Here is a 19,970-nt window from a genome sequence, read left to right on the forward strand (position 1 = left end):
TTAAGCGAAAACGATGTTAATCGCGAAACGATTCCTTCACAATCGTTTCGATCATGATTTTCAAACCATTCAGCATCGTGTCGTGCGACAGCGAAGGCAAGCCCGGCTTGCTTGCGGCCATCTCCGTCGACGCCGGAAAATGGACGAAGCCGCCGATCATGGGCAGCCGGTTCGTCCGGATATGATCCAGCAGCGCGTACATCGTATTATTGCAGATAAAGGTTCCCGCCGAATACGAAATGGAAGCCGGGATCCCCTGCTCTTTCATGTTGTCCGTCATCGCGCGCACGGGCAGCAGGCTGAACAAGCCGTCCGGGCCTTCCGGGTTCACGCGTTCGTTATAGGGACGGTTCCCTTGGTTGTCCGCCACGGAGGATTCTTTCGGCACCTCTTTCAAATTGATCGCGATTTGCTCCGGCGTAATGGAGGTCCGGCCGGAAGCCAGGCCGCAGCAAACGACCGCATCCGGCCGGATCTCTGCCACCGTTTCGAGCAGCTTGTCCGCGCATTCGTCAAAAACGACCGGCAGCAGCCGCGTATGGATTTCGGTTCCCTCGATCGGTTCCTTCCCGATGTCCATCAGCAATCTCTCCGTCGGGTTGATCGCATCGCCGCCAAACGGCTCAAACGCCGTAATCAGTATTTTCATTTTCCGGTTCCCCCTGAACTTCATATTTTATAATGGCGAAACGGCGACCCCTGCTTTTTCCAGCGCGGCCCGCAGCATGCTCGCAAAAGACGGCGCATGTTCGCCGTCGCCGTGGATGCATACCGTATCCGCCTCGATTGGTGCGGTACGGCCGTCCGCCGTCGTCACGCGGCCCTCCTTCACCATTTGCAGCACCTGATTCACGGCCCGATCCGGATCCATAATCAGTGCCCCCGGCGCGTTTCTCGGGGTAAGCGTTCCGTCCGCCTGATACGTCCTGTCGGCAAACACCTCCGACGCCGTGCGCAGCCCTCGGGCTTTGCCGGCCGCGATCATTTCGCTGCCGGCCAGCCCGTATAATATGAGGGAAGCATCCGTATCGTAAACCGCCCGGGCGATCGCCTCGGCCAATCCCTTATCGCTTGCCGCCATATTATATAACGCTCCGTGCGCTTTCACATGTTTTAGCGTACCGCCTTCCTGCTTGACGAAAGCAAGCAGCGCCCCGATCTGGTAAGTCACCATGTCGTAAACTTCCCCGGCCGAAACCTCCATGCGGCGTCTGCCGAAGCCCGGCAAATCCGGCAGTCCCGGATGGGCCCCCACGGCAACGCCTTGCCGGACGGCCATCCGGACCGTATGACGCATGACGGACGGATCGCCGGCATGAAATCCGCAAGCGATGTTCGCGGAAGTAATGTATTTCATCATGTCCTCATCGGAACCGATGGCATATCGTCCGAAGCTTTCCCCCATGTCGCAATTCAGGTCCACCCGCCGCATTCCACAACCTCCTTCAATTCGTCGCCGATTCGTTTTCGAAGCAGCTGAAGTCCGCGTTCCTGCGCCAGGTAGGCCGCTTCCGCCTCGGCAAGGGATACTTCCCGAAAACGGATGGCGTTTCCGGGAGACAGCTGGGCGATTTTGGACAAATCCGTAGAAATGACCTGCGCGATTTTCGGATAACCGCCAAGCGTCTGCCGATCGGCCATAAGGATGATCGGCTGCCCATCGGACGGCACCTGGACCGTGCCGTCGGTCACGCCTTCGGATAGGTACTCCCGGGCCGCCCGCAGCGTAAGTCTTGGACCTGACAAACGGTACCCCATCCGGTCCGACTCCGGCTTCACCCGATAGGAGCCTTCGAAAAAACCGCTTTGGTCTTCTACCCGAAAATCGCCGTACTGCCTGCCTTTGGTCACCCGGATCAAATGATTCGGGCGAATGTAGCCCTGCCGCGGGGCTGCGGACCAGCGCACGGTCCGAAAAGCTTCGTCTCCCCCATTTCCGGGGAAACGATCGTCGTTACTGCCCGAACGGTCTGAGCGCCTGCTATGTATTATATCGCCGGACTGCAGCGCCCTCCCCTCTACGCCGCCTATCCCTGCCCGCAGATAGGTGCTTCGGCTGCCCAAAACCTCCGGCACGTCCCATCCGCCGGAAGCGGCAAGGTAAGCGCGGCAGCCGGAAACGGGCCGCCTGAACGTCAGCTCGCTCCCTTGGCGGAACCATACCGGCCGCCACATCGGCACGGGTTTGCCGCCGGATTCCGGCGACAAATCGGCTCCCGTAATCGAAACGAGCATGTTTTGATGGAACCGTACCGAAAAGCCGGACCAAGTCACTTCCAGCGCGGCTTCTCCGCCGTCATTGCCGACGAGCCAATTGGCAATCCGAAGCGCCGTTTTGTCCATCGCCCCGGATTTGCCGATGCCGAACTTCCCGAAGCCGGTTCTTCCCAAATCCTGTACGGTGACGAGAAGCCCCCGTTTTAATACCTCGATGCTCATCCCCTTCCACCTGCCAATCGGTTGTATACGGAAGCATCGATAGGACTAAAGCGGATATACTGCCCGCTTCGCAGCAGCACTGGCGGATCCTGCTCGGGCCGAAACAACGCAAGCGGCGTTCTGCCGATAATCTGCCAGCCTCCCGGCGTTTCGAGCGGATAAATGCCGGTCTGGGTCCCGGCAATGCCTACCGACCCGGCGGGAATGGAGAGTCTGGGCGTCGCTTTACGCGGCGCCGATATGCTTGCCGGCATGCCGCCCAAATACGGAAAACCCGGGGCAAAACCGAGGGCATACACCAAGTAGTCTTGGCTCGAATGAATTTTGACGACTTCCGCTTCATCCAGCCCGTTTAATTCGGCTACATAAGCCAAATCGGGGCCGAATTCACCGCCGTAGCAGACCGGGATATCGATCACTTCACGTGCCGGCTGCACGTTTTCCTCCATGGAACGAAGCATCTCCGTCACGAGGGTGCTGACGTATCCATGCGCCGTACCGGAGCCGGATGACCGTTGTAGCCTGATCGGATCATAAAAAACGGTCATCGCCGCAAATGAAGGGATACATTCCACGAACCCGGGAAACGGATCGGCTTCCAAACGGGAAACCGCCGCTTGAACCAGACGGTTGATTCCTTCGTCGATCCGGTCGCCGAATTCGATCAGCAAAGCCGAATCGCTCATCGGCTCGATGCCGAATTTTCGCACGCCTGTCCGCCTCCTTTTCATCTACATCCATGTATCTATTGTAGGGGGAACGGTCCGGAAAGCGCAATCCTTGCCAAAAAACAAAAAGGGCCGCCATCCGCAGCCCCGGGTTTTGCCTTCCGAATTATTTTGCCAAATCGATAAAACCTTCGCCAAACACGTCCCTGACGTCGTGAATCGTAATAAATGCGTCTTTGTCGACGGATTTGACGATCTTTTTCAGCGTTGGCACCTCTTGTTTGTTGATGACCACGTACAGCACTTCCTTCGGCTGCTTCGTATAGTACCCGTATCCCGGAAACACGGTCACGCCGCGTTCCATTACGGAATTGATCTCCTGCGCGATATGGTCGTACTCCTTGGAAATGATCGTAACCGCCTTCCGCGGGTTCAAACCTTCGATGATAAATTCCATCACCTTCGTGCCGACGAACAGCATGACGATGGTGAGCATCAGGCTTTGCGCGCCGATGATAAAAAACGACGAAAAGGCTACGATCAGGTCAAAAAAGAGCAGCGCGTAGCTGATGTTCCAGTCCCAATACTTATGGGCGATCCGCGCCAAAATGACGCTCCCCGCCGTGGTTCCGCCCGCGCGTACGATCAGGCCGATACCCACGCCCGCAAATACGCCGCCGAAAATGGCGTTCAGAAGCACTTCGTCCGAATGAAGCGTCCACCCTTCCGTCAAATGCAGGAACAAGGAGTTGCACACAATGGCGATAATCGTATACACCGTCGTCTGCTTGTCCAAAAATTTATAACCGACGATGAGCAGAATCGCGTTCAAGACCAGATTCACAAGGCCCGGCGACCATTGGAACAAATAATACAGGATGATCGTAATCCCCGTGACGCCGCCTTCGGACAAGTCATGCGGAATGACGAACAGATTGATGTCGAGCGCAAAGATGAATGAACCTGCGATAAGCAAAAAAATGTCTGCGAGTTTTCTTTTCATGCACATGCCTTTCCATGATCGATATTCGAGATTTTAGCGGTATATGTTCGTAATCAGTGTTGTTCTTGATGTTCATGCGTTCAAAGACGCAACTCTCATATTTTATAAGGGATGCTCGAATTACGTCAACAAGAAAAGCGGTAAAATGAAGGAATATTTCTGCGGCTTGTTCGTTCCTGCAATAAAAAAAATCCGCGAAACCGCGGATGCCGTATATTTCCTTATTTCGGCGATTGAATGGAAACCGTATTCGTCGCGTCGTCCCATAAGACGGAATATCCCGAGATTTCCGAAAAATTTCGCAGCGGCAGCATCAAGGAATCTCCAACGTACCTTGAGGCCGTAATTTTGACCCCTTTTCCATTGACCGTCGCCTGGTCGGACAGAGCCCGGTGCACGATCGTGCGGCTGCCGATTTTGATCGTTGCCGTTTTGGTCTGGTTGTTCCAAAGCACCTCCCCGCCTAACAATTCGATGCAAGCCCTGAGAGGAATATAAATCCGGGAATCGTACATGATCATCTCGTTACGCAAGTCAACTTCCTTATTGTCGATCAGCAGCCTCCCCTCAAATTTCTGTTCGCCTACATGATAGCCTGAGTTTCTAGCGATCTCCTCAAACGAAAGCTTAGACGATGTAACGATGGCCATGGTATGCAGCTGTATTTTCGGAAAAAGCCAATGAATATCGTCGTTATACATGCGGATGCATCCGGCACTGACATATTTTCCGATGGAATTTTTGTTGTTGTTCCCATGGATCCCGTATGTCGTCCCTTTCGTTCCGTTGACATCCAGCCCGATCCAGCGGTCGCCGAGCGGATTTCTTGGATCTCCTCCCGGAATTTTTTCTTTGTAATACGGACGATTTTTGATTTTATTCACGATTTCAAAACGCCCTTCCGGCGTCAGGGCAGGTGTCTTGCCGGTGGCTACGCGAAATTCCCTGACCAGGGAACCGTTTTGGAAAAATGCCAGCTTATTCGTTTTTTTGTTGACGATGATCAGATCGCTGCCCGCGCGTTGTGTGTCCGCATGCACCGGCGCAGGGATGATCCAACCTAAAAAAAGCAAGATAAGAATGATTGCTGTGAATGAGCGGTGAAAAGTACGCAGAATTCGCAAACCTCCTTTCATCCGATAATCAATAACCAGTATATGGGAGGGGGAGAGTGTCCTATCACTCTTAGATGCATTTTGATGCGAATATGTTGCAGGGCCGCGTAAAAGCTTGTCTTTGAAAACGCAGGTTGAATCTTTCATGAAAATCGTAGATTTTCCTTGTCATGATCCAATGGGAGGAATAGAATATATAATTGTCCACTTCAAGAATGGAGGAAAAAAGATGTCACCGATTCGTTCGCTACCAGGAGGCCCTTCAAACAAAAAAACGGTTTGGATGGTCGTCCTGTTCGTATTCATAGTTGTCGCCGGCCTGCTTTATGTCAAGTGGTGGCCGTATTATCACAAGGCGTTTACCGCCGCCTCAAAGCATTCGATCGGCTCTTCGATTCTAAATATGGAAGCGGGCGGACCGTCCTTGCACTCCGCTCTGATGTATGCGGAGGCCTACTTTAAATCGGTATGGAAAGCGGCGGTGCTCGGCATTTTGCTTGGTTCCCTGGTGCAGGTGCTGCTGCCTACCGGCTGGCTTTACCGGAAGCTTGGAAAAGCGGGATTCAAAAGCACGCTGATTGGGGGCGTATCTTCTTTGCCCGGCATGATGTGCACCTGCTGCGCCGCCCCAATCGTAAGCGGACTTCGCAAACGCAATGTTTCGATCGGAGCCGCGCTGGCTTTTTGGCTTGGAAACCCGCTTCTCAATCCGGCAACGCTCATTTTTATGGCTTTCGTCCTGTCCTGGAAGTTTATGCTGATGCGCATCGCGTTTGGGGTTCTGCTTACGTTCGGCGTCAGCTATTTTGCCAACCGGTTTGCGGGAGAAACGAAAATCCCGGAATCCATGGCGGTTTTGCCCGAAGAAAAAACAGAGTCCTATCCGTTTCTCGTCCGCTGGCTTAAAAGCCTCGGCAGGATGCTCGTCAGCGTCGTTCCCGCCTATCTGATTGCGGTCTTGCTGCTGGGCGCCTTCCAATCGGCGATGTTTCCGGCATGGGTCGGCGGGGGGATCGCGGCCATTGTCGTTTTTGCGATTGTGGGCACATTGTTCGTCATTCCGACGGCAGCGGAAATTCCGATTATCCAATCCTTCCTTGCACTGGGCATCGGAACCGGACCTGCGTCGACCCTGCTCGTTACGCTGCCTGCCGTCAGTCTTCCGTCGATACTGATCGCATGGAAGGCTTTTCCGAAAAAAGTGCTTGCCTTCGTCTCCGTTTCGGTTGTCGCCGCCGGCATATTGAGCGGACTGATCGGTGCATGGATATTGTAATTCCGAAAGAAAGAGCCTTTGGCATGCGCCAAAGGCTCTTCGCTTGTTTTTGAAATTCATTGAGATACTCCCGGGAATGGGTAATGAGGATTTAGGATACGGTCGAATAACCGTAATCTTTGTTCTCTCCCGAGGGTTCCGGTTCGGAATCCGCCTGCGCGCCAGCATCAAGCTTGGCCTTGCCCATCAGCATCGAAGCCGCGCATGCCAGCAGCACCGGAAGCAGCGCCCAAGCAAAGGTGACCGCAATCGAAGAGGAAAGCGCACCCATCACTTTCTCCAAAACCGTGCCTGGAATGCCCGTACGTGTCTGCTCCGACAAGAGCACGTGCGGGTCGTTGACGGCAAGTACGCCGATTGCTTGGTCGCCACTGCTAAACATCTCTCCCATTTTCGCGGAAAACGTATGATTTTGGATCATCCCGAAGAGCGTAATGCCCAATGTCATGCCCAAGGAACGGAGAAAATTAAACGTGGAGCTAGCCGTCCCGCGCTGGCGATACGACAACCCATGAATGGAGGCGTTGCTCAGCACCGAAAACGAAGCGCCGATGCCAAGGCCTACCAAAATCATGTAAAACGTCACTTGCAGCCGCGACGAATCCGGTCCCAGCGTCGCCAGCAGCGCCACGCCGGCCGTTAACACCGCCAGCGAGGATACCATAATCGAACGGTATGAAAACCTGCTCATCAGGTTGCCGCCCAATGTCGCCGTAATGACCGATGATACCATCATCGGCAGCAGCACCATGCCGGAGCTTGTGGCCGATCCGCCCAGCACGCCCTGAATGAATATCGGAATGTAGACGGATGCCGCAATAAAGGCCGCGCCGCTAAAAAATCCGGTCAGAATGCTCGTCGAATAAATCCGGTTTTTGAACAGTCGGAACGTGATGATCGGTTCCTTCGCCTTCGTCTCCAGAAACAGGAACAACGCCGACAGCAGCACGAATCCTCCGAGCAGGCTCAGCATCCCCGGCGACCCCCATGCCAACTGCTTACCGCCAAGCTCCAGCGCAAACATCAGGCAGACGACAGCACCGAGAAAAGTGAACGCGCCTGCCCAATCGATCGGCTGCTTGGAATGCTCATGGGACTCCTTGTAGCACAGTACGATCATCAGCAGCGCCGTCAGACCAAGCGGCAAATTGATGTAGAAATTCCACTGCCATGCGATATATTCGGTAATGTACGCTCCGACCAAAGGGCCGAATATGCTGGAAATGCCGAAGACCGCGCCGAATAATCCGCCGAGCTTTCCTCTCTTTTCCAGCGGGACGGCATCATACATAATCGTAAAAGCGATCGGGACGAGCGCCCCGCCGCCAATGCCCTGAACCGCCCGGTACAGCGCCAATTGGGTGATGGACTGAGCCGTGCCGCACAAAGCCGATCCGATCATAAACAGGATGATCCCGAATACAAAAAAACTCTTCCTTCCATACATGTCCGACAGCTTGCCGAATATCGGCATCCCGGCCATCTCCGCCACCATATACGCCGAGGTAACCCAGACGAACTTGTCCATGCCGCCGATTTCGCCGACGATGCTGCCCATCGCCGTCGCCACGATCGAATTGTCCATGGATGCCATCAAAATGCCCAGCAGCAGCGCCGCGATGACGACCGGCAGCTTGCTTTGTGCTTGTTGCTTCATGATTCAGAACCACTCCTTCATTCATTTACGGTTTCTTTGTTGGCCTGAATTGAGCATATAAAAAGAAGTATGACAACGGTTTGTCATACTTCCCGATATTTTTCGAGTGTTTTTAGCAATTGTTCCTTCACTGCTTTTCGGATTACCGGCGGCTCGATGACTTCGGCACCGTCGCCGAAACTCAACACAACCGGAACGAGCCATCGCATGCTGCCGCGATGCTGGTTCGTCAGGAGGATGTTCAGGCTTCCGTCTTCTTCAAAACGCTTTTCCGCCCCCACGAAAAAATCGAGCGCCCTCGCCATGGCGGGCGGAGCGATTCGGATCACGACATCAAATTCGTCCGCTTCGGCCAGCCCGTTGCTTCGCCACACGGATTCGACCTTCGGTTCATGCCGATGATGCTGAAAATGCTCTCCCGTTACTTCCAAAGACACGATGCGAGGCAATTTGAATTCCCGATAGTCGTTCCGCAGCCGGCAATAACCGTACAAGTACCATGAATCGTATTTGTACAGCAGGTTGACCGGTTCGACAAACCGCTTCATCCGTTCCCCTTTGGTGCTCACATATTCGAATTTCACCACAAGCTGCCGCTGAAGAGCGTCGTGAATCATCCGAAGCGTTTCATTATATGGACGCCAGCTGCCGATATCGAGCGACATGCTTGGTTTTTTGGCTTCCTGGTGTACGGTTTGGAGTTTATGGATCGTTTCCTCGGCTTTCTCATCCTCAAACACCGTGGACATGCTGCGTAAAAGAGTCACAAGCGAGTTCACGTCGTAAGATCCGAGGAGGCTTTTGTCCATTTTATATTCTTCCATGATCCCGTACCCGCCGTTCACTCCCTGATAGGAAACCACCGGAATTCCCGCCGCGCAGATGGTCTCAATGTCGCGGTAGATCGTGCGTTGGGAGACGTTGTATTTTTCAGCCAGTGCCGAAGCCGACAATATTTCGTGATTCAGCAGCATGTAGATCATGGAAATGAGACGCTCGAGTTTCATGAATGACCACCTTTATCGTTATGGATAAACTAATCCTCATGATCAGTCTAGCGTCCAGAGCCGTTTTTGTATAGAACAGAAGCAAAAAACGAAGGTGGCCGACTTAAAGCATCCCCTTGAAGACGGGCGCTCCGGTCAACAGAATGCTATTTCAAAATGGCGGTGATTTTTTTAGGTTTTGCCTTTAATCAGTCTAGATCCGAAGAAATGATGAATATGGTGGATATGAACCAGGTATGCGTTGGTTTATTTTTGTGAATTTTTCATATGTTGATTTTTTAATATAGTTATCGCATCATTCGAAGTCCTTTGCATTCATGTGGTTGATCAACCGGCTAAGGATGTTCACGGTTGTTTCGTATTCCTCTTTCGTGATCGGTGCAAACATTTGCTCGCCGGCTTCCTTCACCTTGGCCGCCACCTCAGGGAACATTTTTTCACCGGCCTCCGTGAACTGAAGCTTCGTTTCGTCAAGCTCCGTTTGCTTCACGATACGCACCCATCCCCGGCGAACCAAGGAATCGATGGCTTCATTCAGCTCCTCCATGCCGAGATAATTGCGGGCGTACAACTTTTCTTTTACGGCAAAGCCGCTCAAATGTATCCGGTTCATGATCTGCCAATGAAAACGGGTAAGACCGATTTTTTGCAAGTTCTGATCCATGTAACGCGTCATGGCTAGATCCGTTTCCTTCAAATACCACCCAAAACCGTAGGATGTTTCGTTTGCCATATACTCTCCTCCTTCTATCTTCATTTTTTGATTATAAGAGGATTGGCGGCAAACAAACATGACCTTTTTAGACATAAGTAGATAGACCTGAGTATATAAGCCTTCTCTTTGTTGTTCAGTATCGCCTGTACTTGGCTCTATGCGAAATATTGTTAGGAAACAATGTTCTGGCGCTTGTCTTGTTTTGGGGAGATATTGCATTGGTGCGGAGTTCATTTCCATTTTTGAAACGTAGATGACAGAAATACGGGAGGGATCGTACATGGTGAGATCGGGATTCGTAAAAACGGAAGGCGACGAGCTCTATTACGAAGTACGGGGAGAAGGAGAACTGCTTCTCATGATTACGGGCGTAGGTGGTGACGCTGGATTTTACACATATGTAGCTGATATTCTCGCCGACGAATACCAGGTCATCACATACGACCGCCGCGGCAATTCCCGAAGCTCCGGAACGAGCCGCAAAATTTCGAAGTTAGCCAACGGGCTCGTGATGCGGTCTTTTCTCTATTTCTTGTCTTTGAAGAAATCATACTTGATCACAAAATCAAAGAGAGCCTGAATTGCAATTGCTCCAAATGGAATCATTAGGAATGCCCATGACGGAGTATCTGGAACTTTGCCAGGGGGTGCTTCAATTAAAATCCCGTAAAGGACAATACTATAAATTATGGCTACTACAATACCCGTTATGTTTCTATTTTTCATAGCTGTTTTTCACCTCAATTCACAGAACTTCAAAGTATTGTATTTTTTACATTAAGAATATTATAACACGGCGCAACAACAAATGGAGGAATTTTCCTCCCCATGATTCAAAAAGTCCAGCCGTGCTGCATATCCGTTACAGTAAACAAGCGAGAACGAACCGACATTTGCTTCTAGTTCGCCGCCGTATTCTCATATTCATTGCTGTACATGTGCGCAACGCTGTTTTCCATCTTCTATGCTCATCTTTTATTTTAGAGAAAAAAATAATATGAGTAAAAACAGGGACAACCGGCAGACCGGATGTCCCTGTTTTCATGCATGCACGTACCGAAACTTGATCAATTATAGATGCGTAGTCAATCCCCTAAGGTAAGGAAAGAACGGATTCGCCTATGCGGACAAATCCAATCATTTCATGCCATCGTTTCGCAAACCCCATGCGGCGATCCAAGCGATGGCCACGACCGCAGTCGTGATGAAAAACGCGTCGGAATAAGCGCCGGCCCCCTCCCCGTACCAAGGATTAAAGGGATGCGCGGCGTCCCGCCGCGCCGATAAAACGGCTCCGATCAGCCCCGCTCCCGTTCCGGCGCCAAGGTAAAGCGAACCTTGGAAGATTCCGACCCCCACGCCGACCTGATCTTTCGCCACAGCGCTGACGGCTGCGCTATTGGCCGGGGAATTCAACAGCGCAAACGCGATTCCCGCCCCTAATACAGCCGCCGAAACAAGGACGGGGGAATTTCCAGCAGCATAGGTCGACAAAAAGAAGGTTGATATGCCCATCATACTTGCACCGGCAACGATCAACCGTTTCGTCCCTACCCGATCCGACATGCGGCCAATGACCGGAGAAAAAGCCGCGACGGCCGCTCCTCCCGGCAGCAGCACCAGCCCTGCCTGACCGGGAGTAAGCCCGTTCACCTCCACGACCAAAAGTGGAACGAACACAAGCACGGCGAAATAGGCAAACATCGAGCACATCGAAACGATCAGCGCGCAAACATAAAATCGATTCGTAAACAGAACGGGCGGCACAAACGGGGTTTCCGCAGCGTTGATGCGCCAAATAAAACCGATCAAAGCGGCAATGGATCCTGCAAAACTTCCCAACGGCGACAGTGAAGCAAACCCGGCTGCTTCCCCTTGAGTCACGGCAAAAAGCAGAAGCCCGGCGGTCAGCCCTAGCAGAGCGCCGCCAAGAACATCAAACGGCCGCCGCTTTCCTTGCTGAGCGTCAGGCAGAAGGGACGGTACCGCAAACATCGTGCCGACAATAACAAGCGCCGAAAGCAGCAGCGTGACCCAGAACAATGCCTGCCATCCCCACAGCTCTCCGACAGCGCCTCCGAAAATCGGTCCGCCTGCGGTTCCGATCCCGATGCTGCCCGCAATGATGCCGAAGGCGCCGCCTCGTTTGCCCGGTGGCAGCACCTTCGATACGGCGACGACCGAAAGGACGGGAATCGCCGCCATCCCGGCCCCCTGGATCATTCGCCCCACAACAAGAATGATAAGATTCGGGGCGAGAGCGCAAATCAGGCTTCCGGACGACAGAATGCCGACCGCGATCATAAATAGCTTTTTTAGTCCGAAAAAATCCGACATTCTTCCGTACAAAGGAACCCCGATCGCTAAAACAAGCGCAACGCCGCTGACCACCCAACTGATTTGCGCTTTTGAAGCTCCCAGTTGTTCGCCGATGAGCGGGAGCACGGGATTTGCCATATCCACCGTAATCGCCGCCACAAGCACGGATAATGCGAATGTCGTGACAATGAGTATTATTTTGCCTTGACTGAGTCGTGAGACAAGTGCTTCATCCGAATTGTTTTTAACCATTGGATTGCCTCCTAAAAAAAGAATTGTGTTTTTAGGAGGCTGCATCCACTGCTTTCTTCGTCAATCTTTCTCACTCCTTCCTCTTGGTTCACAATGAACCCGTCGGTTCAAACGAAACTTGCGAACCTTCATTTTCACGCCAAAAAGACAAAAAAAGACACCGAAGTTTCGGTGTCCATTTTACGTTTTACGTTTTTCGCTCAACATTTCACATGAACCAGCTACAGCTTGAATTCACGCATCAAGTTAACACGAGAGAGGCAAAAAACGTACAGACACCGTATTCGCGGATTTTATTGCAGCGCAGCTTAAAAATGGGCAGACGTATCCCGTCGAATGCAAATCTCCCGATTTTTTCACGGATAAATCGATCCAAGCCGGTGCGAATACAGATCTCATCGCTTTTTGCCTCCTTTCAACATAGTTAAAGCCATTGTATCCGAAAGCGGTTAGGAACACAACCTTTGGAAAACGGGTTGCTGAAGGTCTGATCCCGGTTCATCCATTTTGACTTTCTAATTAGGACGAAAATTCGAGCCCTGCCCGGATCCATTTTTCAATGACCCCTTCTTCCAAAAATGGTGCGATCGGCTTCAGGGCCCCCATACCTTCTTTTTCAAAAGCTTGGCGAGCGCACGCTTCCAGAACCTCATCGCTTATGAACGGCGCAACAGGCAGAAGCACTCGGATACCGTGGGTTTCAAACGCCTTTTTTGCGCACTCGTCCATCGTCTTATCTCTCATAAACGGTGCAAGGGGCGTTAACGCTCCGATTCCCTCGTTCTCGAACGCTTTTTCCGCAATTTCGTCCATTGCCTCTTCGCTCATAAACGGCGCGATGGACGTTAACGCTCCGATCCCCTCGTTCTCGAACGCCTTTTTCGCGCATTCATCAACCGCCTCATCCGTCATAAACGGCGCGATGAACTTCAACGCCTCGATCCCTTCTGTCTCCAACGCTTTTTTGGCAAACTCGTCAATCGCTTCATCGCTCATAAACGGCGCAAGCTCCTTTATTGCTCCGATTCCTTCCGAAGCCGCCGCTTTTCTCGCGCATTCATCGATAAATTCGGTGCTGACGAACGGGGCAATCACGGACAAATCATGAAGTTTAAACTTATGTTTCATATGGCTGAACACTTCATCGGCTTGTTCCGTTTTCAAGAGGGGCATCACGGCAGAGAAGTCTTCGACGGAAACTTCGTTTTCCCGCAAAAATTCGGTCGTTTTGTTCTGGGCAATGTTTTGGACGATGTCCGCCCCCTTTTGATTGTCCAAAATTTGATCGATGCTGACCTCGAATATGTCCGCCAGCTCCGGCAGCTTCGAAATATCCGGCATCGTTTCGCCGCGTTCCCAGTTGCTGACGGCCTGATAGCTGATCCCCATCCGGTCCGCCAGCTCCATTTGCGTCATCCCTTTTTCTTTTCTCAGCCGGGCGATGTTCCTGCCGATTTTGACCATGTTAAACATGCGCTCACTCCTTTAAGGTTTTTACAACGTTAGTGTACCTGCGAAAAGCGGCCAGATATATAAAGCAGTGCTTGAGTGATCATTTTCGCGGGTTTCCAGCTTCCTTCCGACGGAGCAATCAGAAAAAAACGGGAAAACCCGGCTTGGTGGACTTTCCCATGGATGCATAACCTGACGCTTCTTTTTTTATTTCATCGCTCCAGCACTTCACTCAAGCCCTGCTTGAGCCCTTCGACGTCAAGCCCGTCGACCGCAAAAGCCATGCGCACCAGCTCCGGCGAAACGAATTCGTCGTATTTTCCCAAATAGGGTGCTTCATCAGGCCCGAGCAGCTGCGACGGATCCGTACAGGACGCGCATTCCTGAAGAATCTGTTCCAATAACGTCCGGCTGTCCGCTTGCCCGGCAACAACAAAATAATAAGGCTCCATCGGCACGATCGAACGCAGAGACAGCCGCTGCGCAAGATTGTTTTTGAGCAGGCGTTCCAACGTCCTGAATTGCTTGCTGCCGATCCACGGCAAAACGAACATGGAATCGCCGCCAGCCGGAATGACGGGGGATTTCAGCAGCCCGCTTTCTTTGGCCAGCCTGCGCGCCCGCTCCAACCGGTTCACGGCCTGCGGCGACAGATACGTATAGATGGCGGTATCCGCAAGAACCTCGCGCATTTTCCGCACGACAAGCGTGTGTATGTCCCCGCCGCCGCCAAGCCACAACGTATCGACCTTGCCCAGCGCCGCTTTGACATAGACGGCTTTATGCTTCGTATCTACTTCGGTTACCTTCCACAATTTCCCCGCCAACGAAAAACAATACCCTGGCGGCGGCACCGTCGTAATCGACCCGATTTCCTCCGTGCCATTGTATACCGCGTGCTCCTCGTCATCCTTAAAAACGGCGTAAAAACGGAAATTGTTGACGATTTTTTCGCCGGTTAAGCCTATAATCAAGCTTTGCTGTTCCGTCCACTGCACATGGTCGGTTTGCAGCAAATAGTTCAAAAACGTTTTATAAGCATCCGGAGCAATTTGTTTAAACGAAGGCAGCGACAGCACATAGGATGCCAACTCCGCAGGCGTTGCTTCCCCCATGCTTTTCAAAATGCTCATCGTCTGATGATATAAAAGCCCGATCGGCATCTTCCGGATTTCGAGCGGCTCCACAAAGCGGTCACGGACGTACAATTCGATCACCGCGATGGCCCGCAGCAGCGTCCAAGGCATTCGCGCCGGCAGCATCGCGTCTTCGTCTTCTTCCTCCGGGCACACGAAAAGCATCTCCGACGGCGCGTCATGCCGGCGCCCGGAACGTCCAAGCCGCTGCACGAAGCTCGATGCGCTGTATGGCGCGCCGAGCTGCACCACGCGCTCCAGCTCGCCCAGATCGATGCCCAGCTCCAGCGTCAGCGTGGCGGCGGCCACGGCCGGGCCGGGACCGTTTTTCAGCGCGGCTTCAGCTTCTTCTCGCAGCATCGCCGAGATGCTTCCGTGATGCACGTGGAATACGTCCGGCTGATGGCGCTGGGCAGCCACCCTCCGCAGCTCCAGCGTCGTGAGCTCGGCATCCGAACGGCTGTTGGTGAATACGAGCGCTTTTTTCAAATGCGTGCTGTCGTATACAAAGTTATAGTAGGCTTTGCGCGCGTTTTGCAAATGCTCCGCCTGCTCTTCATCCCGCGCGTCCGGAAACGAAAAATGCTCCACGCGCAGCCGAAGCTTGCGTCCGCCAGGCACCGTTACGGCATCCACCGGATGGCTGCTGCCTGCGCCAAGCCATGCCTTCGCCGCCTCGTAATCGCTTAACGTTGCGGACAAGCCGACGCGTCTCGGCGAACAGCCGGTCATTTTTTCAATCCGGGCGATCTGGCTGAGCACCTGAATCCCACGGTCCGCACCCATAAAGGCATGAACCTCGTCAATGATGACGTATCTGAGATCGTGGAACAAGGCGGGGATCGCATTCGGGCGGTTCATCAGCAACCCTTCCAGCGATTCGGGCGTTATTTGCAGCACACCGGACGGGTTTTGCACCAGCTTGGTTTTCTCCGATTGCGACACGTCGCCGTGCCAATGCCATACCGGGATGTTCCCGTCCCTCAGCAGCTCCTTGATCCGTTCAAACTGGTCGTTGATCAGCGCCTTGAGCGGCCCTATGTACAAAATTCCTACGGAAGCGGACGGGCGTTCGTGCAGCTCGGTCAAAGCCGGAAAAAACGCGGCTTCCGTTTTCCCCGACGCCGTTCCTGCGGCGATCAGCATATGATGTGAGGAGTTCAGGCAAATGTTCAACGCTTCAACCTGAGCCGGACGCAGCGTCTCCCACCGTTTCCGGTATATGAACTCCTGAATGAACGGTGCCAATCGGTAGAATACGTGGTTTGCTCCCCCGCTCATAACTCAAACTCCGCCAAAAAATCATCCAGATCGTCTTGCTCCCGGCCTGCGGCCGCGGGCTCGGCCATGCGCTCACCCAGCAGTTGGCCGAACGAAACCTCCGGATTTTGATGCAGCGTATGCAGCAAATCCATGAAGTCGCGCACCACTTCGCGCGGGGTCAGCAGCTCGTCCGCACCCAGCCGCCCGACGGCCATCTCCATAAACCGGATCAACTCGTTATCCGTCAAGGACGGGGTATAACCAAAATGAAGCCCGTGAATTTGGCGCAGCTTTTGCAGCAGAATAAGGATTTCTTCGTGCGACAGCATCTCAAGCTTCAGGATCGGACCGGTATAATTCCGGTAGCCGTTCCCGGCAAACCGCCCATCGACCAGACGCGACCGCAGCGCCTCGTAGCTGAACAATCCGCGGCGTTCGTCTTCGACGAATTGCGGCGTCCCGCCCAAAAAAATGCCCAAATGCTCGGCTTTGCCCTGCATCGTGTCGTTAAACATCGTCAGCAGCTTCTCATAATTGCTTGTCCGGGAGACGCTGTTCGATATTTTGTACAAATTGACGCCTTCGTCGACAAACAGCAGCAGCCCTTTGTAGCCGATTTTCGCCACGAATTCGGACCACAGCTTGACGTAATCGTACCAGCTGTCGTCATCGATGATGACTGCCACATCGAGTTCTTTTCTCGCCTCGGTCTTGTTCGGGTATTCGCCGCGAAGCCAGCGCAGCGCCGCCTGCTTTTTCTCGTCCTCCCCCAGCTTGTATCCGTTCCAATAAGCCGCAAGCACCTTGGCGAAATCAAAGCCGTGCACCGAATTTTGCATTTCGGTCGCGACAGCGATAATCCGCTGCTCCACTTCGTGGGTCAGGCCCGGATCGCCTGCGCGGAAATCCCCGCGCTGCATCGCCTCCTGCTGGATCCCCGAAATCCATTTTTGCAAAATCGCTTCCAGCGCTCCTCCGTCCGGCCGCGTCCTCGTCGACAGATGGGTCATCAGCTCCCGGTAGGTTGCAAACCCCTGCCCTTTGGTACCGACAAGCCTGCGTTCCGGGGACAAATCGGCGTCGGCCGTCACAAAATCGCGGTCGAGCGCGTAGTTGCGAATCGTTTGCAGCAGAAAGCTTTTTCCGCTGCCGTAACGCCCGGTAATCAGCTTCATGGCGGCTCCGCCTTCGGCGATATTGTCCATATCCCGCAAAATCGCCTCCACTTCCGGCTTTCTGCCGACCGCGATATGCTCAAGCCCGATTCGTGGCACGACGCCAGCCGTCAAAGAATTGACAAGCGCCGTCGTCAGCCTTTTCGGTATTTTTAACTCCGTCATGATACCCACCTCTTTTGTTATGAACTTAATTATTGGTAAAACACTGAAATAATGGCCGCTACGGATCGTTCTTCCGATCGCTGTTGTTCCCAGTGTTCGTCTTTCTTAAACCTTCAAAATAATCGATATAATCATCCGCAATGGCTTCTCCGTCGATCACCAGATCGCCGATCGTCTCCATCGCGGCCGAATTGATTTCATCCAGCAGCAGCGCCGGCATCGTTCCGTATTTTTCGGCAACCTGATCCAGCCCGCTGCATAAGGATCGAGACTTTAATGCATGTAAGGCTTCCAAATGGGCTTGTCCCAATCGCTCCGCAAACGAAGTCCATTCTTCGTCCAAGGCGGAAGTGTCCCATGCGACACATCGTTCCTCACAGGCAGGTTCTTCGGAAACCCGTTGGCCGGACTCCTTCTGCCCATATTCCTTCAAATCTTCGACGTATACGGTATCTTCTTGTCTCCCATAATCCGGCTGAGGGACGAGCGTACCTTCTTCCTCATTCCGTCCGTATTCGTATGCCGGCCCTTCCCAATCCTCTATCGTCAACATGCTGCGCACGTCCTCGCTGTCTTTTTGGAGCATGGCCAGCTTTTGCGGATCGATCGAAATGGACGGCACGGCCGATTTTTTGGCGGCAAACTCCCTCTCCAAAAACCTTTGGATCAGCGCTTCCGTTTCGCTTTTCAACGTAACTCCCCGCAGCCTTCCTTTGAAGCCCGTCAGCTCCCGCAGCTTGTTTTCGGTGCACCGCAATAACTGCGTGACGTAATAACGGAGCGGAGGACACTTCCGAAGTTCGGGGACTCGCAAAGAAAAGGTCCTTCCATACGTTTCAGCGTCGTAAACGCCGCTGCGGAACAAATACCGCTCGATCTTTTTGCCCGTACCTTTATAGAAGGTGTCCACCAGGCCTTTTCCGGTCGTCTTTTGGAGAAAGGAGTGAACCAGCGCGATGACCTGAGGCGCGTATTCTTCCATCCGTTCGCGTCCCCCGTCCGCATAAAACTTGCTCCGCCGCACATCGTAATCCGACAGCGTTAAAATTTGCTCCAGCGTCATGGAAGCAGCATCTTCGGCCAGCATTCTTCCAAGCTCCAGATCAAACAGCTCTCCTGACCGTGCCGCACCGGACCTTTCGATCAAGCCGATCAACGGGACGCCCAGCTGGTGAACCAGCACGAAATCGCTCACCCACTCGGCCATGTAGTCGTTCAGCTTGGGATACCGGTTTCCGTAAGCATTCCAAAGGTTCATCATTTGCTCATAACCCTGCCGCGGAGACTCCCATCCGACGCCATGAATCAGCTCGTACAGGCATACAAAAATATAGGACAAGTCCGTGTAAGGAAAACGTCCGTTTCGGACTTCGGTCCTCCAGTAAAAATACCAGCTCCGCTGCGACTCATTCATCTGCTCGTAGGTCGGCCAGTAGCTCATGAACGGGACAAAAGCCGTCTGCTCCCCTGTCCGCTCCGCCATCGCTTTTGCCTGCTCTACAAAACGTTTTTCCTTCGATAAAGCCTGCACGAAAGGGAGCTTCTCCTCTTCCGGTTGCGCCGAACGCTCAGGTATTTTCAATTCACGAAAGGATGAATTCTCTTCATCCGCTAGCGCGCTCAAATCGATTTCCGCAAAATCCAAAGGCTTTTGATTTGAATTCATGAAACCATACATCACCATTTCACAGAATATTTGTTCTCTTTTTTTCATTATATATGAAATTGGCTTGAGGTGTAATTTTTTTGCCATTCTACGCACGCAGCGCAGAACTCGTCCTCGGAAAAGATTCCTCCTGCAAGTCAGTTCCCTTTTTTCCGGCAAAAGAAAAGACGCCTTCATCGGCGCCTATCCTTATCATCATTTTCTATGTTAAATTTTTGTCTCCATCGTTACTCCTGAATGATTCGATCCGCATAAACAATGACACTGCCGCTGCCGTACGATATTTTTAATTTGTAGTAATCCGCGGGCAGATTGGAAGCCAACAGAACTCTTTCCGTTTTTGTCTCTCCGGCACGTACGAACACGGTTTTGGAGCCTACCGGCACGTCGCCGTCGGAAGTCACCTTAAGCAAAGTGAGTGTGACCGAACCCGGCGCATTAAAATTTTGGTTGTAGTAAGTAGCCTCATACGATACGTTTCCGGAAAGATAATAAGGCGGCGAAGTGGCATCTTGTGCCGAGGCGAAGGAGGAAAACGAAAAGAGCATGATCATCAGGATGGCAATTACGGGAAATTTTCTCATAATTAGATCACCTTCCATAATAAGGTATATTTCTATCTTTCATTTTATTGAACTCTAGCACAAGGATCAATGATAGAT

The 19,970-nt window shown here is 52.7% G+C and carries 17 protein-coding genes; 2 read left to right on the forward strand and 15 right to left on the reverse strand.

The window, feature by feature from the left end:
* Positions 1 to 16 precede the first annotated feature (16 nt).
* From pcp to RJP21_RS15105, 6 genes are all read right to left on the reverse strand, one after another.
* Positions 17 to 649, reverse strand: a complete 633-nt coding sequence (gene pcp, locus RJP21_RS15080) for a pyroglutamyl-peptidase I (RefSeq protein WP_310859988.1) — start codon at positions 647 to 649, stop codon at positions 17 to 19.
* Positions 650 to 676: 27 nt separating this feature from the next.
* Positions 677 to 1,432 carry a LamB/YcsF family protein gene (locus RJP21_RS15085; protein ID WP_310859989.1) on the reverse strand — a complete coding sequence of 252 codons (756 nt, stop codon included), beginning with the start codon at positions 1,430 to 1,432 and terminating at the stop codon, positions 677 to 679.
* The gene (locus tag RJP21_RS15090; protein WP_310859990.1) at positions 1,414 to 2,439 is read right to left on the reverse strand and encodes a 5-oxoprolinase subunit C family protein; all 1,026 of its coding nucleotides are present in this window, start codon (positions 2,437 to 2,439) and stop codon (positions 1,414 to 1,416) included. Before RJP21_RS15090 ends, RJP21_RS15085 begins: the two co-directional genes overlap by 19 nt.
* Positions 2,436 to 3,170, reverse strand: coding sequence for a 5-oxoprolinase subunit PxpB (gene pxpB, locus RJP21_RS15095; RefSeq protein ID WP_310859991.1), 735 nt, complete (start codon positions 3,168 to 3,170; stop codon positions 2,436 to 2,438). The genes RJP21_RS15090 and pxpB overlap by 4 nt, the downstream gene beginning before the upstream one ends.
* 103 nt (positions 3,171 to 3,273) lie before the next feature.
* Positions 3,274 to 4,110 (reverse strand): YitT family protein, encoded by an 837-nt coding sequence (locus RJP21_RS15100; protein WP_310859992.1) that lies wholly within the window; start codon positions 4,108 to 4,110, stop codon positions 3,274 to 3,276.
* Between the two features lie 221 nt (positions 4,111 to 4,331).
* Entirely contained in the window at positions 4,332 to 5,183 is an 852-nt protein-coding gene (locus RJP21_RS15105; protein WP_160038270.1) for a L,D-transpeptidase family protein, read from the reverse strand.
* Positions 5,184 to 5,454: 271 nt separating this feature from the next.
* On the opposite strand from RJP21_RS15105, the gene RJP21_RS15110 reads away from it, so the two are divergent.
* Positions 5,455 to 6,501, forward strand: a complete 1,047-nt coding sequence (locus RJP21_RS15110) for a permease (protein ID WP_310859993.1) — start codon at positions 5,455 to 5,457, stop codon at positions 6,499 to 6,501.
* A gap of 91 nt (positions 6,502 to 6,592) precedes the next feature.
* Here the strand turns inward: RJP21_RS15110 and RJP21_RS15115 are convergent, their stop codons facing one another.
* The 3 genes from RJP21_RS15115 to RJP21_RS15125 form a co-directional block, all read right to left on the reverse strand.
* A complete protein-coding gene (locus RJP21_RS15115) occupies positions 6,593 to 8,158 on the reverse strand; it encodes an MDR family MFS transporter (protein ID WP_310859994.1) in 1,566 nt (521 codons plus the stop codon).
* A gap of 83 nt (positions 8,159 to 8,241) precedes the next feature.
* Positions 8,242 to 9,165 (reverse strand): helix-turn-helix transcriptional regulator, encoded by a 924-nt coding sequence (locus RJP21_RS15120; RefSeq protein ID WP_310859995.1) that lies wholly within the window; start codon positions 9,163 to 9,165, stop codon positions 8,242 to 8,244.
* A 295-nt stretch (positions 9,166 to 9,460) separates the two neighbouring features.
* On the reverse strand, positions 9,461 to 9,898 hold the full coding sequence (locus RJP21_RS15125; protein ID WP_310859996.1) for a MarR family winged helix-turn-helix transcriptional regulator: 438 nt from the start codon (positions 9,896 to 9,898) through the stop codon (positions 9,461 to 9,463).
* 262 nt (positions 9,899 to 10,160) lie between these two features.
* Here RJP21_RS15125 and RJP21_RS15130 point away from each other — a divergent pair, with 262 nt between their 5' ends.
* A complete protein-coding gene (locus tag RJP21_RS15130) occupies positions 10,161 to 10,460 on the forward strand; it encodes an alpha/beta fold hydrolase (protein ID WP_310859997.1) in 300 nt (99 codons plus the stop codon).
* A 557-nt stretch (positions 10,461 to 11,017) separates the two neighbouring features.
* Here RJP21_RS15130 and RJP21_RS15135 read toward each other — a convergent pair.
* The 6 genes from RJP21_RS15135 to RJP21_RS15160 all read right to left on the reverse strand — a co-directional run bounded on the left by RJP21_RS15135 (position 11,018) and on the right by RJP21_RS15160 (position 19,892).
* Positions 11,018 to 12,337 carry an MFS transporter gene (locus RJP21_RS15135; RefSeq protein WP_397386227.1) on the reverse strand — a complete coding sequence of 440 codons (1,320 nt, stop codon included), beginning with the start codon at positions 12,335 to 12,337 and terminating at the stop codon, positions 11,018 to 11,020.
* 633 nt (positions 12,338 to 12,970) lie between these two features.
* The gene (locus RJP21_RS15140) at positions 12,971 to 13,924 is read right to left on the reverse strand and encodes a helix-turn-helix domain-containing protein (RefSeq protein ID WP_310859999.1); all 954 of its coding nucleotides are present in this window, start codon (positions 13,922 to 13,924) and stop codon (positions 12,971 to 12,973) included.
* Positions 13,925 to 14,115: 191 nt separating this feature from the next.
* A complete protein-coding gene (locus tag RJP21_RS15145) occupies positions 14,116 to 16,320 on the reverse strand; it encodes a DEAD/DEAH box helicase (RefSeq protein WP_310860000.1) in 2,205 nt (734 codons plus the stop codon).
* Complete coding sequence (locus RJP21_RS15150; protein ID WP_310860001.1) at positions 16,317 to 17,642, reverse strand: ATP-binding protein; 1,326 nt, start codon at positions 17,640 to 17,642, stop codon at positions 16,317 to 16,319. The genes RJP21_RS15145 and RJP21_RS15150 overlap by 4 nt, the downstream gene beginning before the upstream one ends.
* Before the next feature lie 58 nt (positions 17,643 to 17,700).
* Positions 17,701 to 19,308: a TerB N-terminal domain-containing protein gene (locus RJP21_RS15155; RefSeq protein ID WP_310860002.1), complete on the reverse strand. Its 1,608-nt coding sequence runs from the start codon at positions 19,306 to 19,308 to the stop codon at positions 17,701 to 17,703.
* 227 nt (positions 19,309 to 19,535) lie between these two features.
* Positions 19,536 to 19,892, reverse strand: coding sequence for a hypothetical protein (locus RJP21_RS15160; RefSeq protein WP_310860003.1), 357 nt, complete (start codon positions 19,890 to 19,892; stop codon positions 19,536 to 19,538).
* Between the last annotated feature and the right edge of the window lie 78 nt (positions 19,893 to 19,970).

This window comes from Paenibacillus sp. VCA1 (assembly GCF_031583795.1).
Taxonomy (GTDB): domain Bacteria; phylum Bacillota; class Bacilli; order Paenibacillales; family Paenibacillaceae; genus Paenibacillus_AQ; species Paenibacillus_AQ albilobatus.